The following is a 15,143-nucleotide window of genomic DNA, read 5'->3' as shown; positions in this document are numbered from 1 at the left end:
GACCGGAACGGGGTCGACCCCTCTACCAGGCCGGGAGCGATGTGACGTATTCGTTCACCGCGTCGCTGAGCTCGCGCGGTAGATCGAGTCCGCTGATCTCGGCGACCGGGCCGCCAGTTTCGACGACACTCCAGACACGCCGCTTCGCTTCGAAGCCGATCTCGGATCGCTGCAGCAGCTCGAAGACGCCCTGCCGGTCGAACGGATGTGCACGCTCGGCCCCGACGATGCGGACGGTCAGTTCCGTCGCCGGATCGACCGCGCCGAGATCGACGCCCAGCCCCGCCGGTGCCAGTGCCTCGGCGTCCGCAGGCAGCGTGTCGACCCTCAGCACCCGACCATCGTCCGCGATAGCCGACTCGACGCCCCGCACACCCGGCAGCCGGAGTGCGATGCGCCGTTCGCGCATCCGCGCGCCCGAATGCGTCATCGTCAGGACGATGTCCGCCTTCCCGTCACCGCGGACGTCGAGCGTCTGCCGGAACGTGACGATTCCTCGTTCGGGTTCGGCCGAACCGTCGTCTTCGGCGAGGGTCGATCGGCCGGTCCCCGGGACAACCAGCAGCTCCATGGTCTCTGGCGCGTTCGCCGCGTGTGACATCGGGTCCGCATCCAACGGCACCACGGCTCCCGCCCGCGCGAGCACCGGATACAGCTCCAGCGGCCTCGTGAGAGCGACTTCCCGCGAACCGCGGTACCGCAGTCCGGTGAAGACATCGACCCACTCCCCCTCCGGCAGCCACGCGCGCACGGTCGCGAGATGCGACCTGCGCTCGCGTGGCGCGGTGATCGGGGCGACCAGCAGGTGCTCGCCCAGCAGGTACTGATTCGGATGCGTATAGGCGCCGTGCTCGCGCGGCGCGTCGTGGTACAGCGGCCGCACGACACTCACGTTCTCAGCGTGCGCGGCCCACGCCGCCGTGTACAGCATCGGGATGAGGCGATGCCGCAACCGCATGAAACGGCCCATGATCGCTGCAGCAGGCTCGCCATAGGCCCAGGGCTCCTTCGAACTGAAGGGGTTCGTCGACGAGTGGAGCCGGTTGATCGGTGAGAGTACGCCGAACTGCAGCCACCGCACGGCGAGCTCGACATCGTGATCGCCGTGCATGTGGCCGCCGATGTCATGACTCCACCAGGTGTAGCCCGCATTCGCCGCCGTCGCGGTGAACTCGGGCTGAAACGCGAGCGACCCCCAGCTGACGATGGTGTCGCCGGAGAACCCCACCGGATAGCGGTGTCCCCCGCGCTCGGTGTACCGCGAGAAGGTCAGTGGCCGACGACCGTGTCGCGCGGAGGCATGGAAATGCACGTGATTCAGCATCCAGAGCGGGTCCAGGCCCGGAAGATCGGAATGCGCTCCGGACTGCCAGTCGATCCACCAGAAGTCCACGCCCTGGTCCTCCAGCGGGTCCAGGACATGCTCCAGGTACGCGCCCATGAATCGCCGCGATGACACGTCGAAGCCGATCGCCGCTCCGATCGCCGGGTCGACACCCATCGCTTCCGCGACACGGTCGTACGACTCTTCGTGGCGGCGGATGCCGTCGGCAGGATGCAGATTGAGCGTCACCGCGAGACCGTGGGAGTGGAGCTTCGCGAGGAAGCGCTCCGGGTCGGGGAACAGCTCCGCGTTCCAGGTGTATCCCGTCCATCCGGTTCCGAGCGACGGGTCGACCGCCACGACATGCCAATCCATGTCGATGACCGCGACAGACAGCGGGATGCCGTTGTCACGGAACTTCCGCATCAGACCGAGATACGCGGCCTCGTCGTACGCCCAATACCGACTCCACCAGTTGCCGAGCGCGAAACGCGGAACCAGCGGGATCGGGCCGGTGAGCGCATGGAAGTCACGGAGTGCGGCAGAGAAGTCCCGTCCGTACCCGAAGAAGTACAGATCCGCAGCTTCCCCTCCGCCCGCCCTGGGATGGATCCATCCGTCCTCACCGAGGACGAGGGATGCGGAGTCGTCGAGGGTTCCGAAACCGAAGGTCGAGAGGAGCCCCGGCGGGATCTCGATCGCCCCGTCGACCTCATCCAGTGTGCGTGCCGTGCTGCCGAGGTTGCCACGCAAGGGCAGCGCCTGGGGGTACTCCTGCCCGTATCGCCAGGTGGCGTAGTGCACGTCTGTGGCACCGGTGAGCAAGGTCACGGAGAGGCCTGAGCTGCTCGGCGTCCGCCCGTCGTAGCGCAGATGCAGACTGTCGGTGATGATCTCGACTCCTCGATCGGCGTTCACCACTTCGTACCGCGGTGCCGGAAACGCACGGTTCAGCACAGTCTGCGTCTTCTCGTCGACGAATCGCTCCTGTGGATCCCATTCGATCCGGAAGAGGCGGTCCGTCAGCACGGTGATCCGGTACCCCGGCCCACGCACGATCCCTTCCGGATTCGCGGGTGCGGGTGCGCCGTCCGAGAGCGCGATCGTCGATGTGTCCTGCATCCGTCAGCCTTTCAGTGCTGCGCTCGCGGCGCCGGCGATGAACCGGCGTTGGAAGATGACGTACACGATCATCACCGGCACGATCGCCAGCGACGTCGCGGCGAACAACCCGCCATAGTCGGTGCTGTACTGCCCGTTGAACGTGGTCAGACCGACGGCCAGCACCTGCTTCTCCTCCGAAGAGATCATGAGATAGGGCCAGAGGTAGTCTTCCCAGACCCAGAGGAAGATGAAGATCGACAGCGCGGAGATCGCATTGACGGACATCGGGGCGACGATCCGGTGGAAGATGAACCACTCCGATGCGCCGTCGATGCGCGCGGCCTCGAGGATCTCGTCCGGCACGGCATCCATGCTCTGACGCATCATGAAGATCCCGAAGGCGCTGATGACGGCCGGGATGATGATCGAGGCATAGCTGTCGGTGAGCCCGATCTCGCGGAACATCGTGTACCGCGGGATGATCACGACGGCCCAGGTGACCATCATCGTCGACAGGATGACGGCGAACAGCACTCCCCGTCCGCGGAAGCGGTACTTCGCGAACACGAACCCGCCGACGAGGCTCGTGTAGACCGACAGCGCCGTGATCGTCACCGACAGGAAGACGCTGTTGCCGAAGAGGCGGAAGAAGTCCAGCTTCGTCTGTATCGAGATGAAGTTCTGCAGCGTCCACTCCCGCGGCCAGAAGCTCTGCTCGAAGCCGACGATCTCGGCGTTGGACTTGAACGCCGAAAGGATCATCCAGAAGAACGGCAGGACGATGATGACGCCGACGACGGCGAGGGTCGCATTGAGCGCGAAGACGCGAACTTTCATGAGGGCCTCTTCTCCGATCGCTTCGTCGCTCTGCGCCGACGCGGGGTGTCGATCGCGGACTGGTTCATCCGCCACGAGGCTGCCGTCAGCACAGCGGTGGCGACGAGCAGCACGAAGGCGATGGCCGAGGCATAGCCGAAGTCGTACTTGACGAATGCCTGGTCGTAGATCATGAACGAGATGAGCTGGGTCGAGGTGCCCGGCCCGCCGTTGGTCATCACCAGCACCTGCACGAATGCCTGCAGGTAGCCGATCATCGACGTGATCACCACGAAGAAGAGCATCGGTCGCAAGAGCGGCAGGATGATGTGCCAGAAGGTGCGCCAGGCGTTCGCCCCGTCGACGGACGCCGCCTCGAGCACGTCCTCCGGGATCGCGTACAGGCCGGCGAGGAAGAGGATGACGGCGAACCCGAAGTCCTTCCAGATGGTCATGATGACGATGGCGAGAAGAGAGTAGCGCGGGTCGAACAGCCAGTTGATGTCGAGCCCGAAGAGCGTGTTGATCGCGCCGAACTGCGGGTTGTACATGAGCTTCCAGAGGAAGGCGACGGCGACCAGCGGCATCACCGTCGGCAGGTAGAAGATCGTGCGGAAGAAGGTGCGCCAGCGGCTGAGCTTCGAGAACAGCGCATACGCGATGGCGAGGCCCAACACGACTCTGCCGACGATGGCGAGGATGCCGAACACGAGGGTGTTCGCGGAGGCCCGCCAGAAGGTGGCGTCGGCGAAGAGTTCGACGTAGTTGTCGATGCCGGTGAAGTCGAAGGTGCCGTTCAGCGGATTCCAGTCATGGAAGCTGCCGACGAGGGCAATACCGATCGGGATGAGGAGCAGGGCGACGATCGACACCATCACGGTGCCGACGGTGATGTTCCGCAGCCACAGTTCGCTCGCGGGCTTCCTGATACGCCGCGGACCGCTCGCGGATGCGGCCGGCGCCGAAGAGGACGCCGCCTGTTTCGTGGAGGTGTGAATGCTCATGGGTGTCACTCCCGGCCGTCACGTCGACGGCCGGGAGTGCTCCTTTCTTGTGATCTCAGTCGGCCGCGTAGAACGGGTAGAGATCTTCGGTGGGGACGAAGCCCTTGCCGTCGAGATCCTTCTCGATCGTCTTCTGCGCCGTCGCGAGAGCGTCTTCTGGCGCGACGCCGTTGAAGAGGATCTCCTCCCACATGGTCGCCGTCGACGTCTCGAAGGTCGACGGCACGGGACCCGGCCAGATGTAGCGCTCGATGTCGCCGAACGCGGCGAGCGCCGGGTCTTCGGTGAAGGCCGGGTCGTCGGCGATCGGCTTGTAGGCGGGGAAGATGCTGAAGCTCAGCGAGAGCTCCTTCATCGACTCCTCATCGGTGAGGTAGTAGCGCAGGAAGTCCTGCGCGGCGGCCTTCTCTGCGTCGCTCGCGTTGGCGTTGATGCCGAACGTGGATTCGCCGTTGTACCGGTCGTACGCATAGGGCGTCTCTCCGCCACTCGGGACCGGCGTCTGGAAAGCGCTCCATTTGAGGTCGGGGTACTCGTTCCGCAGAGTGCCGGAGAACCAGCCCCAGGCGTACGTCATGGCCGAAAGCCCCTGGCCGAAGCTTTCGGTGGCAGAGGCACCGAAGTCGGCATCCCCTGATCCGTCGGCGTAGATGTCGAGGAACCGATTGATCACGTCGAGGTTGGCCTGGTTGTCGACCGCGGGGGTGGCGCCGTCGGCGGCGAACAGGTTCTGCCCGAGCTGGTACGCCATGCCCATCTGCATCGCCTGCCCTGCACCGTTGAAGTTGAAGCCGGCCTGACGCAGTTCGTCACCCTCGCGAATGGTGAGCTTCTTAGCGACCTCGCGGAACTCGTCCCAGGTCTTCGGGATGTCGGCCTCGGTGAGGCCCGCGGCCTCCCACATGTCGGTGTTGTAGTAGATCGAGCCGCTCATCAGACCGAGGTCGACGTAGTAGGTTTCGCCGTCGATCACGTGGGCAGCGGCGCCCGTGTAGTCGGCTTCGAGATCGGCGGGGTCGATGTCGTACGGCTCCATCTTCGCGATGAGGTTGTCGTGCTGCGAGTTGTGCACGTTGAAGATCGCAGGTCCCCCGTCGGACTGCAGTTCGAGCGGGAGCTTGGTCCAGTAGTCCTCCCACGGCTGGTTGACGACCTTGATGGTGACGTTCGGATGGATCTCGGTGTACGCGTCGGCGATGGCCTGGAACTGCTCGATGTTGCTCCACGCCCACCACTCCAGCTCGATGGGCTTGCCGTCGTTGACCAGAGTGTTGGGGTCGTAGGTGAGGTTGACGCCGGCCACGGGCAGACCTTTGTCGGCTTCGGTGTCTTCCACACCGCCGCTTCCGCCTCCCCCGCACGCTGTCAACGACACGGCGATGACGGTCGCTGCCGCGATGCTCGCGGCGACGCGGACTCGCCTCTTCGGTCGAATCATCAGGACTCCTTTGTCGGGTTTACCGGTAAACTTTTACCGGTAAACTATGATGCAACAGGGCGTTGCTCTCCGTCAAGAGGGCAGGATGGCCTGGAGGCCGGGGAGGCAAGGCATGGTGACGATCGCTGACATCGCACGCGTGTGCGGGGTGTCGAAGATGACCGTGTCGAACGTGCTCAACGGGCGCGACGACAAGGTGTCGGCGACGACCAAACAGCGGGTGCTGGGTGCAGCCGCCGAGTTGCAGTATCAACCCAGCGCCGCGGCACGGTCGCTGTCGGTCTCCCGCAGCGAGATCATCTCCCTCGTGTACTACGCCGCAGCCGACGGCGATCTGGGGTTGTCGAACCCCCATGACGCCATGCTGCTCGGTGAGATCGAGCGACACCTCAGCGCGGCCGGCAAACATCTGATGATCCATGCGGCGACGGATGCGTCGGACACGGCACGTCGGCTTCGATCCTGGAATGTGGACGGCGCGCTCTTCCTCGGTGTCCTGGCCGACGAAGTGGAGCAGCTACGGCGGCACCAGGACGTCCCGATGGTGTTCATCGACGCATACACGGACGTCGAGATCTCCACGGTCGGACTCGATGACGCCCACGGCAGCTACGACGCCACCCGACACCTCCTCTCGGCTGGGCACCGTTCCATCGCGTTCGTCGGCCCTGGCGCGACGAGCGCCGGCGTCATCAACGCCCGGTTCACGGGGTTCTCGCGCGCCCTCACGGAAGCGCAGATCGACGTCGACGACATGAGGGTGCTGACCAACCTCACATTCGCCGACGCGGAGGCCGCCGCAGCGAAGCTGCTCGCGAGCCCGCAGAGGTTCACCGCCGCGGTCGTCACCGCCGACATCCTGGCGATCGGGCTCATCAAGGCCTTCGCCCGGCGCGGCATCCGCGTGCCCGACGACTTCTCCCTCGTCGGCTTCGACGATCTGCCCATCGCCGACATGGTCACCCCGTCTCTGACGACCGTGCGCCAGGACATCGCCGAGAAGGCCAGGGTCGCCGTCGATCTGCTCATGGAACAGCTCGACGGGCAGAGCGCCCCCCGTCGGATCATCCTCGAGCCGACGCTGGTGCAGCGGGAGTCCGTGGCCGGCCCCCGCTCCCCGATCACCTGAGGTGTTCCACCGCCCAACTCTCGAGCGTGGTCGGCGTGGTCGTGGCGTAGGTCCGCGGATTCTCGGGCGTGAAGTCCTCTCGGATTCCCGCGGCCATCATCACGATCGCTTCGATCTGCGCGTTCGGCATCCCGAACTGATGCAGCTGTGATCGCACGTCGTCGTCGCTGAGCTGGTGCGCGCGGACCGACCGCTCGAGCACCGTCGAGAGGATGCCGGCGACCTGAGTGAATGTGAGATCCGCGGGGCCGTGGACCGCATGCACGTGCCGACCGCTCCACCGCCGCGAGAGCAGACGTGCCGTGGCGACGGCGGCGATGTCGACCGGCGCCACCCACGGGATCGGCCGATCGATGTCCATCGCGGTGGAGAGGGAGCCGCTCCGGATCGCATCGGCGTCGATGAGGAGGTTCGTGAAGAAGTATCCGCACCGCAGATTGGTGACCGACGCCCCCGTGGCCTCCAACTCCTGCTCCGTCGCCGCCAACCCGTCGATCTCCCCGACCCCGTGGCGCTTCTCCGCGCCGACACTGGACTGGAAGACGACGCGCTCGATCCCGTTCGCATCGATCGCCGCCCTGACTGCGGCTGCGGCCTCGACGTGCGCTGCGACCGGGTCACGATCCGAGGCCGTCGGGCTGACCCAGTACAAGGCCTCGAGCCCCCGCGTCGCCTCGGTCACCGTGGGCGGATCCCAGGCGTCGAGCGTCGCCGTCTCGACATAGTCGGCGATTTCGGGGTCGAGCGTGCGCGGATCACGCAGGAGCGCTCGCGGTCGCTCACCGCCGTGCACCAGCATCCGCAGCACATGTGCTCCGATGTTTCCCTTCGGTGTCATCACGCCGATCGTCATGCGCAGCCTCCTGTCCGTCCGCACCTCGCGTGTCGAGGTGCGGACGAAGGTACCACCAGATGTGGCCTGATTCTGTCCGCATTCTCTTACACTCGGACCATGGCAGATGTCACGCAGCGGATGCTGGCGCTCCTGGCCACCCTGCAGGGAGGCGGGTCGTTCAGTGGCGCGGATCTCGCCGGCCGACTGTCCGTCACTCCTCGCACGCTGCGGAGGGATGTGGAACGGCTGCGCGGATACGGCTATCCGGTGCTCACGCGCCCCGGGCCCGGCGGAAGCTACCGCCTGGGAGTCGGTCAGCGCCTCCCGCCACTCGTCCTCGATGACGACGAGGCGGTCGCGACAATCGTCGCGCTGGCGTCACTCGCGGCCGCGGCACCTACCCGCCCCGGCGGCCTGAACGATGCCGCCGTCCGCGCCTACGGCAAGATCGAAGGCTTGCTGCCCACGCGGTTACGTTCACGAGCCACCGCACTGCGGTCGAGTATCGAAGCAGAGCGTCGACAGGTTCCCGACATCGCGGCGGACGCGCTCGGGGTTCTCGCCGAAGCGATCGCGACAGAGGAGATCATCGTCTTCGACTACACCGACGCGGTCGGCACCGACACCCGACGCCGAGTCGAACCGCACACCCAGGTACTCATCGACGGCCGCTGGTACCTCTTCGGGTGGGATCTCGACCGCGCCGACTGGCGGGTCTTCCGCAGCGACAGGATCACAAGCCCTCGGCGCACGGGGGTCGGGTTCACACCCAGAGCTCTGCCTGCCGGCTCCGCCGTCGCCTACCTGCGTTCCGGTCTCGGCGGGGCCTGAGTTCACTCCGGTCGCGGTTTCCCCGTCCGCTCCGGTCGCAGTTCCAGTCGCTCCCGACCGCTCCGGTCGCAGTTCCAGTCGCTCCCGCAGTGTGCAGGCGGCGACAACTGCGACCGGAACTCACCCGACGGACACCGAGGCGGCGACAACTGCGACCGGAACTCACCCGACGGACACCGAAGCACCCACTGGGCCACAACCAACTCAGATGTCGTGGTCCGGCTAGAGTCGGGCCATGGCCAGAAACGAGGGGCGCCGCAGCATTCTGACCGACTCCGGCATCGCCGTGTTGGCGCGAGAAGGGTCTCGCGGACTCACCCACCGGGCGATCGACGCCGAGGCCGGCGTTCCGGTCGGCACCACATCGAACTACTTCCGCACCCGCGAAGCACTCATCACCGGGTTGTTCGAGCGAATCGGGACACGCTTGGCACCGACGCCCGACGACCTGGCGGCGCGAACCACCGAGCCGCCGACCCGAGACCTGTTCGCCGACTACTGCCGCGACATCGTTCGACGACTCATCACCCAGCGCGAGGTGACCCTCGCGCTTTACGAACTACGCCTCGAAGCGGCCAGACGCCCTGAGCTCCGGACCGCTCTGGCCGACTGGCAACGGACCGCACTCGACGGCGATGTCGCGTTCCACGAAGCAGCGGGATTGCCCGGAGGTCGCCGCGAGATCGCCCTGTTCCACTACGCCATCGAGGGCCTCGTCTTCGACCGTCTCACCTCTCCGATCGACCCCGACACCTCGACCGACGACATCGTCGACGCCCTGGTGGCCGGGCTCATCCCCTGACACCTCCGCGGCGACCGACGACGCTCAGCCGGCAGCGACCCTGCCCTCCGAGAGAGAAATCACGCGGTCCGCGTCACCGATGACGGCGGCGTCGTGTGAGACGCAGACCACGGCGACTCCCCGTGCGGCTTCCTCCCGAAGCACAGCGCGGATGCGGAGACTGCTCGCTGCGTCCAGACCGGTCGTGGGCTCGTCGAGCAGGAGGACGTCGGCCTCGCGCGCCAACCCTTGCGCGAGGAGTGCGCGCTGCTGCTGCCCGCCGGACAGGGACGTGAACGGATGCCGCGCGAGCCCGTGAATGTCGAGCCGCTCCAACGAACGATCGACGAGCTCACGGGCGGTGGAGTCCATTCGACGCCAGAAGCCGAGTCGACCCCAGGTCCCGACGCTCACGACGTCCTTCACGGAGACGGGGAGCCGCGGCGGAATCGACGCACGCTGAGGGACGAACGCGACGGACCCGGAGACACGACGCGACCCTGACGTCGGAACCCGAGTACCGGCGAGCACCTCGAGAAGCGTCGATTTCCCCGCGCCGTTCGGGCCGGCGATCACGGTGAGCGACCCGGCGTGAATCTCCGCCTCGACACCGCAGAGAGCCTCGCGTCCCTCGAACGCCACGTGAACGTGGGTCAGTCTGGCCGCGGTCTCGGCCGCGGCGGAAGAAGAACTCATGCTCTCATCTTATGAGTTTGATAATCATTCTCATAAACGTCTAGGCTCGCTGAACGTGACCGTCTCACCAGCCAGCCCCCTCGGACCGTTCGCGCTCGACTTCCTCCAGCGCGGATTCATCGGTGGCGCCTTCGTCGCGATCCTGTGCGGCGTGGTCGGCACCTGGGTGGTCATCCGCGGCATGGCTTTCCTCGGCGAGGCACTCGCCCACGGGATGCTGCCAGGCGTCGCGCTGGCGACGGTCCTGTCGTTGCCGGTCCTCGTCGGAGGAGCACTCAGCGCCGTCGCCATGAGCGTGAGCATCGGCGCCCTGCAACGGAGAGCGAAACTGTCGTACGACACCAGCATCGGGCTGCTGTTCGTCTCGATGCTGGCGCTCGGCGTGATCATCATCTCTCACTCCGGAAGCTTCGCGACCGACGCCACCAGCATCCTGTTCGGCGACATCCTGGCGATCAACCAGGGCGATCTGGTGCTGCTGGCCATCGCGGCCGCGGTCGGACTGGCCGTCGCCATGCTCTTCCATCGGTCCTTCGTCGCGCTCGCCCTCGATTCACGCATCGCATCGGTTCTCGGCCTCCGCCCGCGGATCGCGCAGGCGGCTCTCGTGGGGCTGGTCACCCTCGCCGTCGTCGCGTCCTACCAGGCGGTCGGCTCCCTGTTGGTCGTCGGCCTCCTGCTCGCACCCGCGGTCGCCGCGGGCCACTGGACAACCCGCATCCCGAGCCGCATGATCCTGGCGTCACTGTTCGGCGTCGTGGCCGTCTTCCTCGGATTGCTCGCCTCCTGGTACGCGGCCACCGCTGCGGGAGCCTCCGTCGCTGCAGCCGCCATCCTGCTCACGTGCGTGTCCTGGACAGTGCACGCGGGCCTCACCACTTTCCGGTCACGGGTGCGCCGCTCCTGAGACCCGACCCTTCGCGACGACGCGATCCTGCACGAATACGAATCTGGAAGGAACCCGTGCGCTCCCGCATCCCTCTCATCGCCCTCACCGGCGCCCTCACCCTGACTCTGGTCTCCTGCGCGGGCGAACCGGCCACGCCCGCGCCGACAGACACCGACGCTGCCGCCGGCGGGCATGGCGCCGTGTCCGGTGCCGAGGAGGCCGCCGAACCCCAACTCGGCCTGACATCCATCGATCCGGACGGCGCCGTCACGCACCTGGACCTGCTCGACGAGAGCGTCGCCGACCTCGGCGAGATCTCCGCCCTTACGGACATGGCGACGGACGGCCGCTACCTCTTCGCCACCACCGACGAGGGCGTGGAGATCGTCGACAGCGGGGTGTGGACCTGGGATCACGTCGACCACTTCCACTACTACCGCGCGGCGCCCGCTCTCCTGGGCGCCGTCGACGGAGCGGGTCCCGCCACCATCGCGACGACCAACCTGTCGACCACCGGCGGCACCGGGATCTCCTTCGCCGGCTCCGGCGACGCCGTGCTGCTGGACACGGAGGCGCTGTCGAAGGGCACGATCACGGAACTCTTCCGCCTCGAACGAGAGCCCCACGACGGACTCGTCGTCCCCGTCGGGTCCTTCGCCTTGGTCACCCACGCGGAGGACGGAGCGGGCACCACGGTCGTCGGGTACACCGCCGACGGAAAGAAGATCGGGGTCGAGGAGCCCTGCGCCGACCCGGCCGGCACGATCACGACGCGCGTCGGCGCCGTCATCGGCTGCGCGGACGGCGCGCTGCTCGCTCACGTCGACGCGGACGAGCTGCACATCGAACGAATCCCCTACCCGGCGGATGCTTCCGCCCCCGCCGCCACCTCGTTCGACAACCGGGAAGGACGACCCACCGTCGCCGCCCTCGCCGGACCCGACCGGATCTGGCTGCTGGATACCCGCGAACGATCGTGGACCCTTCTTCCCGCCCCCGCTCCCCTCGTGCACGTCACCGCGGTGGACGACGACGAGGGACACGTGCTCGCACTCGCCCGCGACGGTCGCGTCTTCGTGCTGAACGGAGCAGACGGTGCCGTGCTCGCCGAGACCGCCCCACTCACGGCGGAGTCCCTCGCCGGCGGAGCACAGCCGACTCTCGTCGCCGATCAACAGCGGGCCTACCTCAGCGCCCCCACCGAGCAGCGGCTGTACGAGATCGACTACGCGGACGGCGCCAGAGTCGCGCGCACGTTCGAGACCTCGACCCCACCGGCGTTCGTCGCCGAGACAGGACGCTGACATGCGCCGCACGCAGCGGATACTGACCACGCTGGCGCTGGCCGGCGTCGCGGTGAGCGGTCTCACCGCGTGCACGACGGCAGAGGATTCCCGTCCGCTGATCGTCGTGTCGACCAACATCCTGGGGGACGTCGTCGAGGAGCTCGTCGGCGATCAGGCCCAGGTGATGACGCTCATGAAACCGAACGCCGACCCCCACTCGTTCGAGATCTCCGCGAAACAGGCGGCGACGTTGCGAAGCGCCGACCTGCTGGTGTCCAACGGCCTCGGACTGGAGGAGGGCCTTCAACAGCATCTCGATGCGGCGAGCGCCGACGACGTCGCCACCTTCGTCGCCGGCGATGTGATCGAGGTGCTCGACTACAGCGAGGGGGATGCCGCGGGGATGCCGGACTCGCACTTCTGGACAGACCCGGAGCGGATGCTCGACGTGATCGAGGCTCTCGAACCGGTGCTCGCCGAGGTCGACGGTGTGGACTCTGCCGCGCTCGACGAGACGGTCGCCGCGTATCGCGCGGAGCTCTTGACCCTGGATGCCGAGATGGTCGCGGCTTTTCAGTCCATCCCCGAGGGGAACCGAGCACTGGTGACCAACCACCATGTCTTCGGGTACCTCGCCGAACGGTTCGACTTCGACGTCGTCGGTGCGGTGATCCCCGGCGGCACGACGCTCGCAGCCCCCTCGGCATCCGACCTCGCAGATCTCGTCGAGGCGGTCGAAGACACCGGTGTGCCTGCGATCTTCGCCGAGTCGTCCTCACCCGACCGTCTCGTACAGGCACTCGCTGACGAGGCGAACGTCCACGTCGACGTCATCGAGCTCTACACCGAATCCCTCACCGCGGCGGACGAAGGCGCCCCCGACTACCTGACCATGATGCGCGTCAACACCGAGCGCATCACCACCGGTCTCACCCCATGAGACCTCGCCCCTCAGAGAAAGAGACACACATGAAAACCTCCCCCCTGCGGCGCGCGCTTCTCAGCGCCGCCGCCATCGGAGCGGTCATCACCCTGGCGTCCTGCGCCGGAGCCGATTCGTCGGCCCCCGCCTCCACACCCGACGACGCGAGTGCCGGCGACCAGGCGAGTGCGCGAGTCGCCGTCGCGTATGACGGCGGAGTCCTCGTCCTCGACGGTGAAACCCTCGAGACCGTGGCCGACTTCGAATCCGAGCCCTTCACCCGCCTCAACCCGGCGGGCGACGACCGCCACGTGATGGTCACCATGAGCGAGGGCTTCCAGGTGCTCGACACGGCTGCCGGATCGGCCGACGAGCCCGAGCTCACCGACACGATCTTCGAAGCCGAAGCCCCGGGCCATGTCGTCCGCCACGCCGGCAAGACCGTGCTGTACGCCGACGGCACCAGCGACACGACGATCTTCGACACGGCCGACCTGGCAGGCGCGGAAGGTCTGCCCGACGTCGAGACGATCGAGGGTGTCGAGGCTCATCACGGCGTCTCGGTCGTGCTGGAAGACGGCACGTTCCTCACCACGGTCGGCAACGCCGATGGCCGCAACGGCATCGTGGCGAAGGACGCCTCCGGCGAGGACATCGCCGTCTCCGATCAGTGCCCCGGCGTTCACGGCGAAGGCACCGCCAAAGACGAGGCGGTCGTGTTCGGCTGCGAGGACGGTGCGCTCGTCTACTCGGACGGCGAGATCACGAAGCTCGACGCACCCGACCAGCCGTACGGTCGGATGGGCAACGCGTACGTCAGCGAGACGAGCCCCATCGTCGTCGGCGACTACAAGAACGACGTCGATGCCGAGGGGTACCTCCTGAACGCGGTGACCCTCATCGACACCGAGGCGAAGACGCTCGAGGTCGTCGACCTTCCCGAGGGCGTCGAGTACACCTTCCGCGATGTGGTCCGTGGCCCCGAAGACCTGGCGTACATTCTCAGCAGCGACGGCTCGATCCATGTGCTCGACCCGGCATCCGGTGAGATCACCGACAGCTACCCTGTCGTCGAAGCCTGGGAGAGTCCGGCCGAATGGCAGGACGCGCACCCCGCCATCGTCGTCGCGGGCAACGTCGCATACGTCACCGAGCCTGCCGCGAACAGTGTCCACGCTGTCGACCTGACCACCGGCGACGTGCTTGCGAGCACCGAGCTCGAGGTCACGCCGAACGAGATCGCACCGGCCGCCGGCTGACGCGGTCGGGAGAACCGATGGGCGGGACGCGCACATGCGCGTCCCGCCCATCGCCGTTTCGGGTCGGAATCGGTCTGGTCGCTATTCGGACTCGACACTGCTGACGTGGTGAGGCACGCCGACGGGCTTGGATTCGCTCGATCCGCGCTGCCGCAGGTAGATGGAGAAGGCGACCATCGCGCCGACCGCGAGGAACTCGGACTGCCAGTTCTGCAGCGTGCGATTCCAGAACTCCGCCGAGACGACGTAATCGCCCCAGCTTTCGGGAGGGAGCCCGTGCTGGGCGTTCTCCTCATTGGCGACGATATGACCCGCGAGGGACTGCGCCCACCAGGAGAGCGTGAAGATGGTGCCCATGACGAGGAGCAGCGAGTTGGCGTAGATCCACCCTCGCACCCCTTTGACCCGCGCCCAGAGCGGTGAGTCCGGGCGCGCGTGGTCTCCGATGAACTGGTCGGCGTCGGACCCGACACCCTCGTCGCCCGGCTTCTTCGACTCCGGGGAGCCGCGCTGGATGAACCAGATGGTCGCGAGGATGAAGAGGAAGAACTGCAGGAACTCGGACTGCCAGTTCTCGGCGACGTCCACGAGGAAGTCCGACGACGTGACGAATTCGATGTACGACACGGACGGCTGCCCGTGCAACGCGAGTTCCTCGTTGTTGTAGGTGTGGCCGACGATCGATTGCCCGACGAGACTCAGGACGAAGATCGCGAGGAAGGCCAGGCTCAGGCCGGTGTCTCGGACGAAGCGACGCATGTCCTCACCGCCCCAGGAGCGGCAGTACGATCATGGTCGCGAGTCCCCCGACGATGATCACCATCCATGA

The 15,143-nt window shown here is 66.7% G+C and carries 14 protein-coding genes; 7 read left to right on the top strand and 7 right to left on the bottom strand.

The window, feature by feature from the left end; translation table 11 throughout:
- Positions 1–22 precede the first annotated feature (22 nt).
- Genes D7252_RS08360 through D7252_RS08345 form a run of 4 tightly spaced genes read right to left on the bottom strand, consistent with a single transcriptional unit; the run spans position 23 to position 5,686 of the window.
- Entirely contained in the window at positions 23–2,446 is a 2,424-nt protein-coding gene (locus D7252_RS08360; RefSeq protein ID WP_120774965.1) for a TIM-barrel domain-containing protein, read from the bottom strand.
- Between the two features lie 3 nt (positions 2,447–2,449).
- On the bottom strand, positions 2,450–3,265 hold the full coding sequence (locus tag D7252_RS08355) for a carbohydrate ABC transporter permease (protein ID WP_120774964.1): 816 nt from the start codon (positions 3,263–3,265) through the stop codon (positions 2,450–2,452).
- Complete coding sequence (locus D7252_RS08350) at positions 3,262–4,248, bottom strand: carbohydrate ABC transporter permease (protein ID WP_120774963.1); 987 nt, start codon at positions 4,246–4,248, stop codon at positions 3,262–3,264. Before D7252_RS08350 ends, D7252_RS08355 begins: the two co-directional genes overlap by 4 nt.
- A 55-nt stretch (positions 4,249–4,303) precedes the next feature.
- A complete protein-coding gene (locus tag D7252_RS08345) occupies positions 4,304–5,686 on the bottom strand; it encodes an extracellular solute-binding protein (protein ID WP_120774962.1) in 1,383 nt (460 codons plus the stop codon).
- Between the two features lie 112 nt (positions 5,687–5,798).
- Here D7252_RS08345 and D7252_RS08340 point away from each other — a divergent pair, with 112 nt between their 5' ends.
- Positions 5,799–6,815 (top strand): LacI family DNA-binding transcriptional regulator, encoded by a 1,017-nt coding sequence (locus tag D7252_RS08340; RefSeq protein ID WP_183055230.1) that lies wholly within the window; start codon positions 5,799–5,801, stop codon positions 6,813–6,815.
- On the opposite strand, the gene D7252_RS08335 is transcribed toward D7252_RS08340, so the two are convergent.
- Complete coding sequence (locus D7252_RS08335) at positions 6,808–7,668, bottom strand: NAD(P)H-binding protein (RefSeq protein ID WP_120774960.1); 861 nt, start codon at positions 7,666–7,668, stop codon at positions 6,808–6,810. The genes D7252_RS08340 and D7252_RS08335 overlap by 8 nt on opposite strands.
- 99 nt (positions 7,669–7,767) lie before the next feature.
- On the opposite strand from D7252_RS08335, the gene D7252_RS08330 reads away from it, so the two are divergent.
- Both D7252_RS08330 and D7252_RS08325 read left to right on the top strand, forming a co-directional pair.
- On the top strand, positions 7,768–8,481 hold the full coding sequence (locus D7252_RS08330; protein ID WP_120774959.1) for a YafY family protein: 714 nt from the start codon (positions 7,768–7,770) through the stop codon (positions 8,479–8,481).
- Between the two features lie 235 nt (positions 8,482–8,716).
- Positions 8,717–9,283 (top strand): TetR/AcrR family transcriptional regulator, encoded by a 567-nt coding sequence (locus tag D7252_RS08325; RefSeq protein ID WP_120774958.1) that lies wholly within the window; start codon positions 8,717–8,719, stop codon positions 9,281–9,283.
- A gap of 24 nt (positions 9,284–9,307) precedes the next feature.
- Here D7252_RS08325 and aztA read toward each other — a convergent pair whose 3' ends face one another.
- On the bottom strand, positions 9,308–9,958 hold the full coding sequence (gene aztA / locus D7252_RS08320; protein WP_120774957.1) for a zinc ABC transporter ATP-binding protein AztA: 651 nt from the start codon (positions 9,956–9,958) through the stop codon (positions 9,308–9,310).
- A 55-nt stretch (positions 9,959–10,013) separates the two neighbouring features.
- Between aztA and aztB the strand changes: the two genes are divergently transcribed.
- The 4 genes from aztB to aztD are packed head-to-tail and all read left to right on the top strand — an operon-like array spanning position 10,014 to position 14,314.
- Positions 10,014–10,865 (top strand): zinc ABC transporter permease AztB, encoded by an 852-nt coding sequence (gene aztB / locus D7252_RS08315; RefSeq protein ID WP_259461069.1) that lies wholly within the window; start codon positions 10,014–10,016, stop codon positions 10,863–10,865.
- 56 nt (positions 10,866–10,921) lie between these two features.
- On the top strand, positions 10,922–12,151 hold the full coding sequence (locus tag D7252_RS08310) for an ABC transporter (RefSeq protein WP_120774955.1): 1,230 nt from the start codon (positions 10,922–10,924) through the stop codon (positions 12,149–12,151).
- A 1-nt stretch (position 12,152) separates the two neighbouring features.
- Positions 12,153–13,073, top strand: coding sequence for a zinc ABC transporter substrate-binding protein AztC (aztC, locus tag D7252_RS08305; protein WP_120774954.1), 921 nt, complete (start codon positions 12,153–12,155; stop codon positions 13,071–13,073).
- Positions 13,074–13,102: 29 nt separating this feature from the next.
- Positions 13,103–14,314 (top strand): zinc metallochaperone AztD, encoded by a 1,212-nt coding sequence (gene aztD, locus D7252_RS08300; protein WP_120774953.1) that lies wholly within the window; start codon positions 13,103–13,105, stop codon positions 14,312–14,314.
- Positions 14,315–14,395: 81 nt separating this feature from the next.
- On the opposite strand, the gene D7252_RS08295 is transcribed toward aztD, so the two are convergent.
- Positions 14,396–15,073: a DUF6766 family protein gene (locus D7252_RS08295; RefSeq protein WP_120774952.1), complete on the bottom strand. Its 678-nt coding sequence runs from the start codon at positions 15,071–15,073 to the stop codon at positions 14,396–14,398.
- Between the last annotated feature and the right edge of the window lie 70 nt (positions 15,074–15,143).

This window comes from Microbacterium sp. CGR2, assembly GCF_003626735.1.
Lineage (GTDB): Bacteria > Actinomycetota > Actinomycetes > Actinomycetales > Microbacteriaceae > Microbacterium.
Note: the sequence above shows the minus strand (reverse complement) of the source record. Positions and strands in the feature narration are given on the sequence as shown.